This is a genomic window from Streptomyces sp. ATexAB-D23, assembly GCF_000373645.1.
In the GTDB taxonomy this organism is placed as follows: domain Bacteria; phylum Actinomycetota; class Actinomycetes; order Streptomycetales; family Streptomycetaceae; genus Streptomyces; species Streptomyces castrisilvae.
The window spans coordinates 82,523-96,639 of record NZ_KB892022.1; the positions used below are offsets into that span (position 1 = coordinate 82,523).

The following is a 14,117-nucleotide window of genomic DNA, read 5'->3' on the forward strand; positions in this document are numbered from 1 at the left end:
CCCCGAGCAGTTGGAGCGGCTGGCCCGGGTCTGCGAGGACACGGTGCCCTCAGCCGTACTCGCCGGGGACCCGTGCTTCGACCGCATGCTCGCGGCGCGCCCGTACCGGGACAGGTTCCGGCGGGCGCTGGGAGTCCGCAGCGGGCAGCGACTGGTCGTCCTGAACTCGACCTGGAACCCGGAGGGGTTCTTCGGCACCGGTGGCGGGCAGGACGTCCTGCCCGGGTTGCTGCCCCGGCTCACCGCCGAACTGCCGGCCGATGACTACCGCCTGGCGGCCGTTCTCCACCCGAACATCTGGTACGGCCACGGCCCCGGCCAGATCCGGGCATGGCTGGACAGGGCCGTGCGCGACGGGCTGACCCTGATCGATCCCGCCCACGAGTGGCGGCAGGCCCTGCTCGCCTCCGACCTCGTCCTCGGGGACTTCGGCGCGGTGTCCTACTACGCCGCCGCCCTGGGCACCCCCGTCCTGCTGGCCGCCGACGGGACGGGGGTACTCGATCCCGAGGCCCCGCTGGCGGAGTTCGTCCGCCGCGCGCCCCGGCTCGCTCCCCACGCTCCGCTCCTCCCCCAAGTGGAGCGGGGGATCGCCGCCCACCGCCCGGACCCGGACGCCGCCGGGTTCGTCACCTCGGAACCGGGGCGATCGGCCGAACTGCTGCGGCGGCACTTCTACGCGCTGATGGACCTTCCCGAGCCGCCGGGCCCCGCATCCCTGGAGCCGCTCCCGCTCCCCGCGTACCGTCCGCGGCAGGTGACGTCACCGCTGCACGTGCGGACCCGTGCGGAAGGGACGGACATCGCCGTCGAGCGGTCCACCGGCCACCCCGCCGGGGCGGTCGGCGACGCGCATCTGTGCGTACACGAGGAGACCCGTCACCCCGGCGACCTGGACACGGCCGACGTCATCACGCGCGAGGCGCGGGCGGACGATCCGCGGCTGGGCGGTCCGGACACGTGGACCGACGAGGTGCTGCGCCTCCACCCCCACTGCTCGACGGCCGTGTACCTGACGGGACCGCACACCTGTGTCGTACGCGCCCGGGGGCACCGGCACCCGTTCCGGCTGTCCGCCGACACGAGCAGCGGGGCGGACGCGGACCCGGCGGCGTACGCCTGCGCCTTCCACGTCTGGCTCGCGTACGGCGGCGCGGTCCCCGAGCGCGGAATCGTGCTCCGGCTGCACAGCGCCGCCGGCGTACATCCGTTCCGCGTGGAAACCGCCGGCTGAGCTACCGGTCGGTGGCCGCCTCGCAGCGACGCCGCAGACCGGCGAGGTAGGCCCGGTGCGGGGCGGCGGAGGCGGGCAACAACGCCTCGGCCTCGGTGATCCCGGCCAGCGCCGCCGTCTCGTCACCGGCCTCGTGGAGGGTCTCCGCCAGGTCCGTGAGAGCGCGGGCCCTGTTGTACGCCTCCGGTGGTGCTCCGGTGCGGCCCGCGAAGAAGTCCACGGCCCCGCTCAGGCACCGCCGGGACTCTTCCAGCCTGCCCATGCCGCGCAGGGCCCGCCCCTGATGACGCTTGATCAGAGCGAGGGCTCGCGGAAGGTCGGACGCGCCCTCCTCTCCCGGACCGATCCTCCGGTAGACGGCCTCGGCCTCGGCGAACCTCTCGTACGCCTCCTCGTACAACCAGCGGTTCAGGCTCAGCAGGCCCATCAGTTCCACCCCCGACGCCTCGCCCCGGAGGTGGCCGGCGGCGCGCTCGTACGTGACGGATGCCCGTGCCGCCCGGTTCGCCTGCTCCCACCGCCCCGTCTCCCCCAGGCAGTGGGCCAGCTGGAAGTGGAGGGCCGCCGCCATCCGCTCGTCCGCCCCGCCCTCATCGGCACACCGGGCCGCGTCCCGCAGCGCGGGAAGCACCTCGTCCCAGTACCCCGCCTTCAGTTGCAGAGGCCACAGGGAACGGGCCAGCCACAGGGCGGTGCCGGTCCGCCCGTGCTCCTCGGCCACGACGACCGCACGCGCCACATTGGCGACCTCGGCGGCCAGGACCGCGACACCGTCGGGGACGGAACGGGAAGCGGCCCGGTACTCCCCCGGCACCTCGGTGCGCCAGCTCTCCGGCAGGGCCGCGCGGGACGCGGGCAGCACCAGCGCCAGCAGTGCGTCCAGCGTCCGCTCCACGGCGCCCGCGCAGGCTTCGATGCCGTACTCGGCGGAGGCGGTCTCGGCCAGCTGCCGCCTGATCTCCGGCCGGAAGCGGTACCGCCGGTCGGACAGGGCGTCCAGAATCCCGACGTCCACCGCCTCGTCGAGCAGCCGGGCCGCCGTCGCCTCGTCGGTATCGGCGGCGGCTGCCGCGATCGTGGCGCTGACGGACGGCCAGCCGCCGAGCGCGGTGAGCCGGCACAGGCGCACCGCCTCCGGGCCGAGCCGGAGCGACGCGAGATGCGCCGCGGCCCGGACGGGACGGTCCGGCCCCACCGGGACGCGGCTCCCGGACACGGGTTCGGGCTCGTCCCTGGTCAGCAGCCGCGCCTCCGCGTGAAGGGCGAACGCGTTCCCCCGGCAGCGTTCGAGCACTCCGGGCAGCCGCGCCTTGACCCGCTCGGCGTACTCCGGCCCGGCCACCTTCCGCACGAGCTGCTTCGCGTGCCGGTCGCTCAGCGGCGGTACGGCGATCCGCTCGGCCTCCAGCAGCAGCGGCGGCCCGGACACGACCACCACCAACAGGACATCGGGCGTCGAGGGCACGAGGGCGCGGACCTGGGCCAGCGAGGTCGTGTGGTCGATCACCACCAGCGCCTTCCGCCCCTCGGTGAGCTGCCGGTACAGCCGCTCGCGGCCCGCCTCGGTGGCCGGTACCAGGTCGGGATCCACGTCCATCTCACGCAGCAGCCGCAGCAGGACGCCCGCCGGCTCCGGGCCGGTCTCCCCGGACGCGGTACGCAGGTCGACGTAGTACTGACCGTCGGGAAACCGGTCACGTGTCTCCGCCCCCAGCCGAAGCGCCACAGCGGTGGATCCGCTCCCGGTGGGACCCGACAGCAGCACCACCCGGGGCCGCCCGCCCCACGGACGGCCGGCCTCCCGCACCAGCTGCCTGACCACCTTCTCCTGATTCGTGAACGCCCACGGCGCAGGAGGCATCGCCCCCCGGGACGGTTCGGCCGCCGCACCCGGGACACCCTCCAGCATCAAGGCCCACTCGCCGGCCCGCCGCGGGTCATTCCGCAGCCGCCCGTGTACGCGTCCCGCCAGTGCCCGGCGGCCCTCCGCGTCGGCCGGCAGGGGTGTCGCCCCTCCGAGCGTCCGCCTCGTCAGGGCCCCCACCGACAGCGCGAGGTTCTTCCCCACCTCCCCGGCGGCTCCGTTCCCCACCCCCAGCAGGAACGTGGTCAGCGCACTGAGCGCCACTACCTCCAGCACGTCGGCCCCTCCCCCTGATCGCCCGCCCGTCCACTGCCGGACTGTATCGCCGCGCCTCCCTCTCTTGGAAACACCCACACACCGGTAACTCGCCGGCGTGGCGCGATACATGGCTCCAGCCGGCGGGCAGCCGGGGGCGGGGGCCGGTCAGTCGGACGGGCGGGGTGCGGGGGTCCAGCCGGTCGTCCGCTGCCAGGCCCGGGAGCGGTCAATTTCCGCCAGGGCGGCGGCGGTCGACGGGTGAGGGGGACCGACGCGAACCCCTTGGGGGGCAAGGGCACGAGAGCCGCGGTCGCCGCGGAACACCACCCCGCCTCGCCGAGCGTGCAGCTTGTGGCCACTAGAGGATGGCTTGAGCGTGCGTCACACTCATGGGCGTGCAGCGTACGCACACACGTTCCATATACGCCACACACACGTACCATCAGGGCATTTTCCCGATGCCAGGACAGGTTAGAGCTCAGCGTTGGTTCGGGGGACATTGTGGATTTTATCGAAAGAGAACCGGAAGTCTGGGCATTGCGCACCGCACTCGGTGAGTGCCGGGGCGGCGCGGCACGCATCCTCGTCATCGAGGGAGCCGCGGGATGCGGCAAGAGCGAGCTCATCGACTCCCTCGCCGAATGGGCCGACGAAGACGATCTGGTCCTGCGGGCGTTCGGTTCACCGACCGAGCGGGATCTCCCCCTGGGTCTGCTGCGACAGCTGACCGGGGACGCACCGGCCGGCGCGTTCCCCGAGGTCACCGCAGCACCGGACGGGACACCGCAGGTGAGCGCGATGCGCGAGTTCCAGGCGGCGTTGGAGCGACTGAGCGCCGCGAGGCCGGTCGTGATCTCTGTCGACGACGTGCACCACGCGGACAGCGCTTCCTTGCGCTATCTCCTGCACATCGTCCGGCACAGCCGCTCCACCCGGATGCTGCTGGTACTCACGAAGCCCCTGCACCAGGACACGCAGGACGCCTCCTTCGGTACGGAGCTGCTGCGCAGCCGCAACGTGCGGCGCATCCGGCTGCGGCGGCTCACCCCTGAGGGCTGCCGACGCGTCGCGGCCTCCACCCCCGGCCCCACACCGCGCGAGGCGCTTTCGGACGAGCTGCACGTGATCAGCGGGGGCAACCCCTTGCTGCTGCGCGCCCTTCTGGAGGAACACCGCTCCACGCCCGCCACCACCGATGACTTCCGCCCCGAGCAAGGCGGACTGTTCGGCCAGGCGGTGCTGACCTGCCTGCGGCACAGCGGGCCCCGCATGCTGGACCTCGGCGCGGCACTGGCCGTTCTGGGCGACGCCTACACACCGGAGCGGGCGGGCAGGCTCCTGGGTGTACCGGCCTTCAGCGCAGCACAGTCGGTCGCCTCCCTGTCCGCCTCCGGCGTCCTCAGCGGACACCGCTTCCCGCACCCGCACACCCAGACGGCCGTCCTGGACCAGGTCCCGGCCAAGGTGCTGGCCGGCCTGCATCTGCGTACCGCCGAACTCCTGCACGTAGAGGGCGAATCCGTCACCAAGGTCGCCGGGCACCTGCTTGACGCCGCCCAGCTGGGCGGATCGCTCACCGTTCCCCCCTGGGCAGTGGGCGTACTGCGGGAGGCCACCGAGGACCTGCTGACACACAGCGATCTCGGCCGAGCCACCCAAGCACTCGAACTCGCCCATGAACTGAGCGGTGACGAGCAGCAGCGGGTCGACATCAAAACCCGGCTCGCGGCCGTCACCTGGCGGGTCAATCCGGGACGGGCGGAGAAGCACCTGTCAGCCCCGCTCGCGGTGCTCCGCGCCGGCCGCCTGGCCTCGGAGCGCCTGGCGCCGCTGGCCGAACTCCTCACCTGCCAGGGCCGGGTCGCCGAGGCGGGCGAGGTGATGTCCGAAATCCTCCGGGAGACCGTGGCAGGCAGCACCGGGAGCCCGGACCGGACCGGATTCGGAACCCGCCCGGACCGGACCGCGAACACGCCCGGAGCCCGGACCGGACACCCGCGGGGGCCCGGCGGAGGGACACCGGAGCAGGGAGCCGGGAGCAGCACGGAGACCCTGGCCGCCGAACGCTTCCTGCGTACGGTCGCCCTCACCGACGACACGCTCGAACCGGTCATGCGCGCCCTGAGGGCCGTCACCTACTTCGGCCGCCCCGAACGGGCCGCCGCCTGCTGCCGCGAGCTGATCGCCGAGGCCGAGCGGCAGAAGGCCCCCGCCTGGCAGGCGCTGTTCTCCTCGGCTCTCGGGGCGGTGCTTCTGCGCCTGAGCGATCTGTCCGCCGCCGAGGACTACGCGCGCAGGGCGCTCGACTGCCTGCCGGAGCAGAGCAGCAGCGCGTTCGCCGGAAGTCCGGCCGCCACCCTGATCCGGGCACGCACCCTCATGGGCGACCACGCGGCGGTCGCCCGCCAGCTTCACCAGCCTGTCGCCGACACGCTGTTCAAGAGCACGCACGGCCTCTCCTACCTGCGCGCCCGCGGCCATTACCTGATGGCGACGCATCAACTGCACGCCGCGCTGGGCGACTTCCTGGAGGCGGGCCGACTCGCCGGGAGCTGGGGCGTGGACCGGCCGGCCGTGCTGCCCTGGCGGACGGACGCGGCCGACGTACTGTTCCGGCTCGGTGAAACGCAGCGGGCTCGGGCTCTGGTGGACCAGCAGTTCGCCGACCCGGACGCGCGCCGGCCGTGGGTACGCGGAATCAGCTTGCGTCTACGCGCGGTGACCTCGGACCCGCGCCAGCGGCTCGCCCTGCTCAACCAGTCCGCCGACGAGCTCGGCCGGTCCGGCGACCGGGTGGAGCTGGCACGTACGCTCGCCGATCTGAGCCGCGCCCTGCGGGCGGTCTCCGAGCCCGTCCGAGCGGACGCGGAGATCCGCAAGGCGTGGAACCTGGCGCGGGAGTGCGGTGCCGAGGCGCTGTGCGAGGAGTTCAGTCCGGAACTGGGGCCCGAGGACCGGATGCGCCGACGCGGCGCCCCGGAGGAGTTCTGCTCCGACCTCGACACAAAGCTGAGCGACTCCGAGCGCCGGGTGGCCACGCTCGCGGCGAGCGGGTACACCAACCGGGAGATCTCCCTGAAGCTGCACATCACCGTCAGCACCGTCGAGCAGCACCTGACGCGTGTCTACCGCAAGCTCAACATCACGCGCCGGCAGGACCTTCCGGTGGACCTGCACCTTTCGGTCTCGACGGCCGAAGCGGTCCGATGAACCCGGACGGCCCTGCCCGGCCGCGACAGTCCGACCGGACGGCCCCGTCCGGTCGGACGCGTTCCACCCGAGAGAAGGACTGACCTCCGTGCACCACGCAAAGCTGTTCGCGCTCAGCGACCAGCACGTCACCCATGCGGAAAACCGGCGCATCACCGAGTCGGTCAGGCCCGAGTCCGACGACGACTGGCTGCTCGTCGCCGGGGACGTCGGTGAGAAGTTCGAGGACATCGCCTGGGCACTGAGGCTTCTCTCCGAGCGGTTCCGCCGGGTCGTCTGGGCCCCCGGCAACCACGAACTGTGGACCCATCCCGCCGACCCTGTCGCCCTGCGCGGCGCGGACCGCTACGAATCCCTGGTCGGACTCTGCCGGGAGCTCGGCGTGTCGACCCCCGAGGATCCGTACCCGGTCTGGCAGGGCGAGGAGGAACCCGTCACCGTCGCCCCGTTGTTCGTCCTGTACGACTACTCCTTCCGCGCACCCGGTACCCGTACGAAGGAGGAGTCCCTGCGGGCGGCCCATGAGGCAGGGGTGGTGTGCACGGACGAGTACCTGCTCCACCCCGACCCGTACCCGTCGCGCGAGGCCTGGTGCCGCGCCCGGGTCGCCCTGACCGAGGAGCGGCTCGCGGCCGTCGATCCGGGGCACCGCACCGTCCTGGTCAACCACTATCCGCTGGTGCGGGACCCCACGCGGGTCCTGCGGCATCCCGAGTTCGCCCAGTGGTGCGGCACACAGCTGACCGCCGACTGGCACCTCCGCTTCCGGGCGGCCGCCGTCGTCTACGGCCACCTCCACATCCCCCGGGTCACCTGGCACGACGGCGTCCGCTTCGAAGAGGTGTCGATCGGATATCCGCGGGAGTGGCGTTCCCGGCCGCCCCGCCCGCCGCTGCGTCAGATCCTGCCGAGCCCAGCGACGGAGCAACCCGCATGATCGACTCCGTACTGCCCCCAGAGGTGTCCGGCGTGAGCGTCTTCGGCGACCTGTCGCCCGCCGACGGCCATGGGCTCTTCCCGGCGGAGGTGGCCACGATCGCCCGGTCGGTACCGAAGCGCCGTGCCGAGTTCACCACCGTCCGGCTGTGCGCACGCCGCGCGCTGGACAAGCTCGGCGTGCCCCTGGTTCCCCTGGTGCCGGGGAAGCGGGGTGCTGTCGCGTGGCCGGCCGGCGTGACCGGCAGCATGACCCACTGCACCGGCTTCCGTGCGGCGGCGGTCGCCCGCTCCGATGTCGCCGCGTCACTGGGCATCGACGCGGAGCAGAATCAGCCCCTGCCCGAAGGCATCCTGGAGGTCATCTCGCTGCCGCGCGAGAGGGCCGCCATCGCCGCACTCGCACGGCAACGCCCCGACGTGCACTGGGACCGGCTGCTGTTCAGCGCCAAGGAGTCGGTGTACAAGACCTGGTATCCGCTGACCCGTCGCGAGCTCGACTTCACAGATGCGGAGCTCCAATTCGACCTCGGGGCGAGCACGTTCTCCGCGCGGCTCCTCGCACCCGGGCCCGAAGTGGCCGGACACCGTCACGCAACGTTCTCCGGGCGCTGGACCGCGGGACACGGTTTCGTCCTGACCGCGATCGTCCTGCCGGCTGAAGCGACCCGGCCGACAGCCGTACGCCCGGAGCAATCGCTGGAATTCTCTGCTACCCCTGCCCGGATACGGCATGCCCAAACGGCGTCACAGCACGACACCGAGTAAAGGAAAAGTAAATGAAGTGCATTCATTCGGTAAATGGTGCTCGGTAACCAATCACCTCGGCTACGATCATGACCGACTGAGCAAAATCGAGTTTCCCTGGTCGGAAATCTCGAACGAGGCGGCCTTTCCGGGACCGACATCACCGGACGCCCCTCCCCAAGCCACTCCTGCGTTAATTGCCTGCCGTACACCATTCCGAAGCCTGCTGTTTCCCCCCCTCCACCGCATGGCCGTACTCTCGGATCACTCGTGAGCGAATTTACGCTCCGTTTTTGGATATCTTAGAGTTGACGTCCGAAACGACCTGCGGATGCAAGGGGGGAGCAGCGAATGCCGGCAGCCAGAGGGTCCCACTCGGTCGGGGAGCGCGCACCACTGAACCACGGCGTGCCACGGATCGGCGGCGACGAGTCCCCGTTCAGCCCCGACGGGAGCCGGCCCGGCCCGATGGCCCCTGCCTCAACGACGGGCGACCCCACGGGCATCATGGCCTTGCACGCGCTGGTCAGCGAAATGAGCGCCCGCTGTCGACGAGAGCTCCTCCTGGTCCTGCCCACCGGCGCCCGGCCCTGCCAGTCGTTCCCGGCCGCACGAACCATGATCCTGGACCTGCTGGGCCGAGGGATACGGGCTCGCCTCATCTACCAGCACGCCATCCGGGGCGATCTGGTCACCCGCGCGCTGGTGCGGGAACTGACCCAGCACGGGGCCGAGGTCAGGACCAGCGCCGAGCTGATCGATCCGCTCATCGCCTTCGACGGTGAAACCCTCGTCCTGCCCCGCTCGCCGGGCTTCACCGGGGACGACGGCACGACAGGGACGGTCGCCGTACGGGACCCGGCAATGGTCGCGTTCGCCTGTGCCGCCTTCGAAAACCTGTGGAACACCGCATGCCCGCTCATTCCCGACACGAAGGACACCGCACACACAATCGATGCGCTCACGAAGTCGATAGTGCACCTTATGGCAATGGGTCACAAGGACGAAATGGTCGCTCGTCGGCTCGGCATATCGGTCCGTACCTGCCGTAGGCATATCGCTAAAATCATGGATGAACAGGGCGCCATCAGCCGTTTTCAGGCCGGTGTTGTCCTCACCCGGGCGGGCCTGGTCGACGAACCTTTTGCAGCGCCCGGAACAGCCATGGCGGGGAGCGATTCCGTCCCGCCGGAAAACACCCGAGCCGCAGATGGTCCGATACCCCCCGCGGAAACTCCCGGAACTTCACCCACGTAGCGAACCGGACGGATGCGTACGCATCGGGGGCCTGCCGGAATACCGCGCCCTCCGCCACGGGCGCCCGCACGCACGAAACGGCCCCGGCTCCCGGAACCTCGATGAGGGCCCGCGGCTCCGGTGCCGGAGTCGTAGCGGGCACCGCGCAGGAGTCGGCTGGTCATGGTGCGGCGGCGGGCGGCCCGGCGCCCGGGGGGTTCGGGCCGGCGGGTTCGCCCGCGGTGGTGGGCTGTTGAGCCGACGCTGCCCGGGATGTTCCCCGCCGCGGTGCTGAGGGCGTCGTCATGAGGAGCCCGTTGTCGACCCGTCAGCCGTGGAATCGTGGTCGCACAGTCCGGGCTCCTCGCCCTTCCGGTTCCGCTCCGGCGCATCGTCCGGGGCCGTGGCGCGCTCCCGGCCCGCCAGGACCGCCTTCAGCCCCTCCGTCAGATCCTGCGCCGACGGTGCCGAGTCGCGGTCCATCATCCACTGGACCATCACCCCGGCGAGCAGCGCCTGGCAGAACAGTCCGGCCACCCGCGCCTTCTCGGGTTCCGTTTCCGGATCGATGCCCAGCATGTTCTCCGCGAGGCCGTTCCGTCCCTCGCGCTGCGGGCCGGCCAGAGCCTTCTGCAGTTCGGGATCGGTGTCGATCCTGGAGATGACCTCCATCTGGAGCTGCCAGACCGAGCGGGTCCGCTCGTAGCTGCCGATCACCCGTTCCCAGGTCTCAAGGAACTGGTCGAGCGGGGCGCGGGAACCGTCCTCGCCGCCGACCGCGCTCTCGGGCTCGTTGGTCAGCAGGTCACCCCACTCCTCCGTCACCTTGATGAAGGCGAGGTTGAGCAGGGCCTCCTTGGAGCCGTAGTGGTAGCCGATGGAGGCGAGGTTGGTCCCGGAGACGGCCACGATGTCACGTGCCGTCGTCCGGGCGTATCCCTTTTCCAGCAGGCAGCGTTTGGCGCCTTCGAGAAGATCCTCACGATGTCCCATGACAGCAGCGTACCCGGCATGCAGACGCATGTGTAAGACGCACGTCTGAATGCCGGGTGCGGAGACCGCGGGAAGGACTTCAGCCGGTCAGGTGCACCGAATGGGCCGAAACCGCGCCCATCCCGGCGAGCACCGACACCGGGACAGCGGCACGTCGCGGACGAGGCCGTATTGTACGTGACCGCCCGCTCGTCCAGGAGTGCGGGTCGAGGTCCGCCTCACCACCAGCCCTTGACGTGGCGCCGGGCCCTCGGGGGCGGCTGCCCGTTCAGCCCTCGATCCAGCCGTGTTTCCTGGCGAACTGCAGCATCCCCTGGCGTACCTGGAGAATGTGTGCCGCAGTGAGCCCGGGGGCCGATTTCAGCAGCACTTCCGTGATCTCCCGGGTGTACTCCTCCGAGTTGAGCACGTCACACAACGCGTCGTCGCCGTCCGCGGCCTGCCTGGTCAGCGGCTCGGAACGCTGCGTGAAGACGGGCTCCGCCACCGGCGCGGCCGCGACTCCACTGCCTGCGGCCAGGCGCACCGAGGACGCCTTCAGACCCCGGTCACCCTGCTCCATCTCGAACTCGACCATCAGGCCGGGCCGGAGCAATTCCTCGGCCATGCGAAGGTCGTTCACGTGCAGGAAGACGTCCTCACCTCCATGGTCGGGGGTGATGAACCCGTAACCCTTCGCGCTGTCGAAACGCACCACGCGACCAATGACCATCAAAAACACCCTCTCAACAAGTCCCGGACCCGTGTCCGGGACAACCCTGTCGCACCAAGCCGCCCGGACCCCGTGAACCCACTCCGGACATTCCTTGCGACTACCCAACCACTTGCGTCCCAGATGCTATTGCCCTCCAGGGACATCCGGGCGTCTCCGAACCTACGCTTCACGGGGGTCCGGCTGTCGCACCGGCGGGTCCACCTCGTCGAGGAACGTGCGCATGACCTGACGGAAGTGTTCCGGCTCCTCCAGGTGCGGAAGGTGGCTGGACTCCTCGAACACCTCCCAGCGCGCTCCCGGAATGAGGTCCTGGAACGGCTGGACGGTCGCGGGGGTGGCCTCGTCGTGGCGGCCTGATATCAGGAGCGTGGGCACGGCGACGTCGGGGCAGAGGTCAATGACCGACCAGTCGCGCAGCGTGCCGTTCACGTGGAACTCACTGGGGCCGTTCATCGCGTAGTAGACGGTGGGGTCGTTGTACACCTCGTAGAACGAGGCCATGTAGTCACGGGGCCAGGGCTTCAGACGGCAGACGTGTCGCTCGTAGAACGAACGCATGGCCTCGTGGTACTCGTCCGTCTCGGTGGTTCCGGCGGCCTCGTGCCGGAGCAGCGTTTCGTTGACACCGGGCGGCAGCTGGTCCCGGAGGATCTTGGCCTCCTGGAGCCAGAGCGGGTAGGAGGCAGGCGAGTTGGCGATGACGAGTCCGCGCAGGCCGGCCGGGCGTGCGGCAGCATGGTGTGTGATGAGCATGCCGCCCCAGGACTGCCCGAACAGTACGTAGTTGTCGGCGATCCCGAGACCTGTGAGCAGATTGTCGAGTTCGGCCGCGAACAGGTCCACGGTCCAGAAGTCGGCTCCCCGGTCGGGCAGATGGGTCGACCCGCCGTTCCCGATCTGGTCGTAGTGCACGACGGACCAGCCTTCCTCGGCCAGGTCGGAGAGGTTCTGCAGATAGTCGTGGGTGGATCCCGGCCCTCCGTGCACGACGACGAGCGTGGGCCGGTCGGAGCGGAGGTCGCCCGTCACCCGGTACCACGTCTCGTGCTCGCCGAACGGCAGGGTTCCCTTGGCGCTGGGTGCCACGGTCACGTCACTTCGCCTCGCTTCGATCGCTTCTATCTGGTTCGGACCGTCTTGGATTCGGTTCGGACCGTCTTGGATTCGGCCGCACTCGGCCACTCGGTCAGTCATTCGGCGGCGGGCGCCGATTCCTGCGATGCCAGCCATGCGTCGATGACCTGTGCGGTCTCTTCGGCGCGGTCCTCCACGAGGGTGAAGTGGTTGGCGCGGACGGTCCGCAGGGTGTGAGCCGCCTCCCAGGGCTCGGCCCGGCCGTCGACCAGGTCGGGGGACATGTCGTCCCCGTCCGGGACGAAGGACTGGGTGCACTGCACGAAGAGCACCGGGGACTCGACCGGGTTGAGCGGGAGTTGCGGAACCAGCTCCACCCAGCGGCCCATCGCGGAGAGCCTGCTGCTGTCGAACCGGCCGAAGACCGCCTCCTTCTCGAACATGCCGAGTGCGAGGCCGTCGAGGGGCACGCCGTCGCTACCGCCGTCGTGCACCTTGAACGTGTCCAACAGGATGACGCCCGCCGGGCGCACCCCGTACTCCCGTTCCAGGTGGCCGGCGGTGGCGTAGGCGAGGGTGCCTCCGGAGGAGTAGCCCAGCAGTACGAACGGCTCCCCTCCGGCCGCGTCCAGCACGCTCCGGGCGAGGGCCTGGACCGCCGCGTCGGAGGACGTGGGCAGGCTCTCGCCCGCGAGGAATCCGGGTACAGGCAGCGCGGATATCTTGTGCCGGCCTCCGAAGTGGGACACCAGACGCGCGTGCTGGTGGACACCGCCGGTCGCCATGGGGGTACTGAGGCAGATGAGACGCGGTCCCTCGGGGGCGTCCGCGAGACGGACCGCCGCGGGGAGCCGGTCGATCTCGTCCACCGAGCCGAAGCCCGGCCGCACATCGGCGGCCGCCTGGAGGAGCGCGAATCCCTTGTCGGCCCGACCGGAGACGACGGCGGCGTGGAACATGTCACGGAGCGTCTCCGGCTGCCTGTCGGCCGAGGGAGCCACGGCCTGACCAGTCGCGGTCGCGCTCTGCGTCCCGCCGGTTCCGCCGGACGATCCCGCTGATGCTCCTGGTTCGGCATTGTCCCCGGTCGCGAGGGGGCCTGCCGCCAGGAGATCCGTACGCAGCAGCCGGGCGAGCTCCGTCGGGCTCTTGCTGTCGAAGACGACCATGGGAGGCAGCCTCAGTCCGGTGTCCTTCATCAGGGCGTTACGGAGTTCCATCGCGCTCAGGGAGTCGAACCCGGACTCCAGGAAGTCCCGTTGTGCGTCGAGGGCGTCCGCGCTGCTGTACCCGAGGAGCGTGGCTGCCCGGTCCAGGACGAGTTCCATGAGGAGCGCTTCCTGCCCGGCCTCATCGGCCTGCGCGAACCGCAGCCGCAGAGACGTCGCATCGGCCTTGGAGACGGTGCTGCGCCGCCTGGTGGTGGTGGGTGCGAGGTCGCGGAGGAGGGCGGGGATGGTGTCGGTACGAGTCCGCAGCGCGGTGACGTCGATCGGCAACGGNACCAGAGCGGCCCGCCCGGACGCCAGACCCGCATCGAACAGCGCCAGACCCTGGTCCGGCTGCAACGCCGGAAGACCCTGCCGCCTCATCCGCTCCAGATCCGCCTCACCCAACCACTGCCCCATCCCCGCACCCGCCCACAGCCCATACGCCANCGAAGTGGCCGGCAGCCCCTCCGCCCGACGCTGCACCGCCAGCGCGTCCAGGAACACATTCGCCGCCGCGTAGTTCGCCTGCCCCGCCGCCAGCACCGAACCACCCGCCGACGAGAACAACACGAAGAACGCCAGCTCACACCCACGCGTCAACTCATGCAAATACCACGCACCATCAGCCTTCGCCCCCAG

10 protein-coding genes are annotated in these 14,117 nt (G+C 70.7%); 5 read left to right on the plus strand and 5 right to left on the minus strand.

Translation table 11 applies throughout. The features are described from left to right. Nucleotides 1-43 precede the first annotated feature (43 nt). Nucleotides 44-1,234: a hypothetical protein gene (locus B082_RS0120145; RefSeq protein ID WP_234018191.1), complete on the plus strand. Its 1,191-nt coding sequence runs from the start codon at nt 44-46 to the stop codon at nt 1,232-1,234. A gap of 1 nt (nt 1,235) precedes the next feature. Here B082_RS0120145 and B082_RS0120150 read toward each other — a convergent pair whose 3' ends face one another. Next, nucleotides 1,236-3,374: an ATP-binding protein gene (locus tag B082_RS0120150; RefSeq protein ID WP_018553622.1), complete on the minus strand. Its 2,139-nt coding sequence runs from the start codon at nt 3,372-3,374 to the stop codon at nt 1,236-1,238. A gap of 483 nt (nt 3,375-3,857) precedes the next feature. Between B082_RS0120150 and B082_RS0120155 the strand changes: the two genes are divergently transcribed. The 4 genes from B082_RS0120155 to B082_RS0120170 all read left to right on the plus strand — a co-directional run bounded on the left by B082_RS0120155 (nt 3,858) and on the right by B082_RS0120170 (nt 9,506). Then, the gene (locus B082_RS0120155) at nt 3,858-6,566 is read left to right on the plus strand and encodes an AAA family ATPase (RefSeq protein ID WP_267885839.1); all 2,709 of its coding nucleotides are present in this window, start codon (nt 3,858-3,860) and stop codon (nt 6,564-6,566) included. Nucleotides 6,567-6,654: 88 nt separating this feature from the next. Beyond that, nucleotides 6,655-7,503, plus strand: a complete 849-nt coding sequence (locus B082_RS0120160; protein WP_018553624.1) for a metallophosphoesterase family protein — start codon at nt 6,655-6,657, stop codon at nt 7,501-7,503. Next, entirely contained in the window at nt 7,500-8,270 is a 771-nt protein-coding gene (locus tag B082_RS0120165) for a 4'-phosphopantetheinyl transferase family protein (protein ID WP_018553625.1), read from the plus strand. The genes B082_RS0120160 and B082_RS0120165 overlap by 4 nt, the downstream gene beginning before the upstream one ends. Before the next feature lie 330 nt (nt 8,271-8,600). After that, nucleotides 8,601-9,506: a hypothetical protein gene (locus B082_RS0120170; protein WP_051094647.1), complete on the plus strand. Its 906-nt coding sequence runs from the start codon at nt 8,601-8,603 to the stop codon at nt 9,504-9,506. Between the two features lie 282 nt (nt 9,507-9,788). Here B082_RS0120170 and B082_RS0120175 read toward each other — a convergent pair whose 3' ends face one another. The 4 genes from B082_RS0120175 to B082_RS0120190 all read right to left on the minus strand — a co-directional run. Beyond that, a complete protein-coding gene (locus tag B082_RS0120175; protein ID WP_018553627.1) occupies nt 9,789-10,478 on the minus strand; it encodes a TetR/AcrR family transcriptional regulator in 690 nt (229 codons plus the stop codon). A 268-nt stretch (nt 10,479-10,746) separates the two neighbouring features. After that, entirely contained in the window at nt 10,747-11,190 is a 444-nt protein-coding gene (locus tag B082_RS0120180; protein ID WP_026249986.1) for a cold-shock protein, read from the minus strand. A gap of 162 nt (nt 11,191-11,352) precedes the next feature. Then, nucleotides 11,353-12,285, minus strand: coding sequence for a proline iminopeptidase-family hydrolase (locus tag B082_RS0120185; RefSeq protein WP_018553629.1), 933 nt, complete (start codon nt 12,283-12,285; stop codon nt 11,353-11,355). 98 nt (nt 12,286-12,383) lie between these two features. Then, nucleotides 12,384-14,117 (minus strand): alpha/beta fold hydrolase (locus tag B082_RS0120190; protein ID WP_037710568.1); only part of this gene is annotated, 1,734 nt, incomplete at its 5' end.

Bases quoted from the DNA above. Each gene is read 5' to 3' on its own strand.
- B082_RS0120165 (WP_018553625.1), top strand. From the start codon at position 7,500: ATGATCGACTCCGTACTGCCCCCAGAGGTGTCCGGCGTGAGCGTCTTC.
- B082_RS0120170 (WP_051094647.1), top strand. From the start codon at position 8,601: ATGCCGGCAGCCAGAGGGTCCCACTCGGTCGGGGAGCGCGCACCACTG.
- B082_RS0120175 (WP_018553627.1), bottom strand. From the start codon at position 10,478: ATGGGACATCGTGAGGATCTTCTCGAAGGCGCCAAACGCTGCCTGCTG.
- B082_RS0120180 (WP_026249986.1), bottom strand. From the start codon at position 11,190: ATGGTCATTGGTCGCGTGGTGCGTTTCGACAGCGCGAAGGGTTACGGG.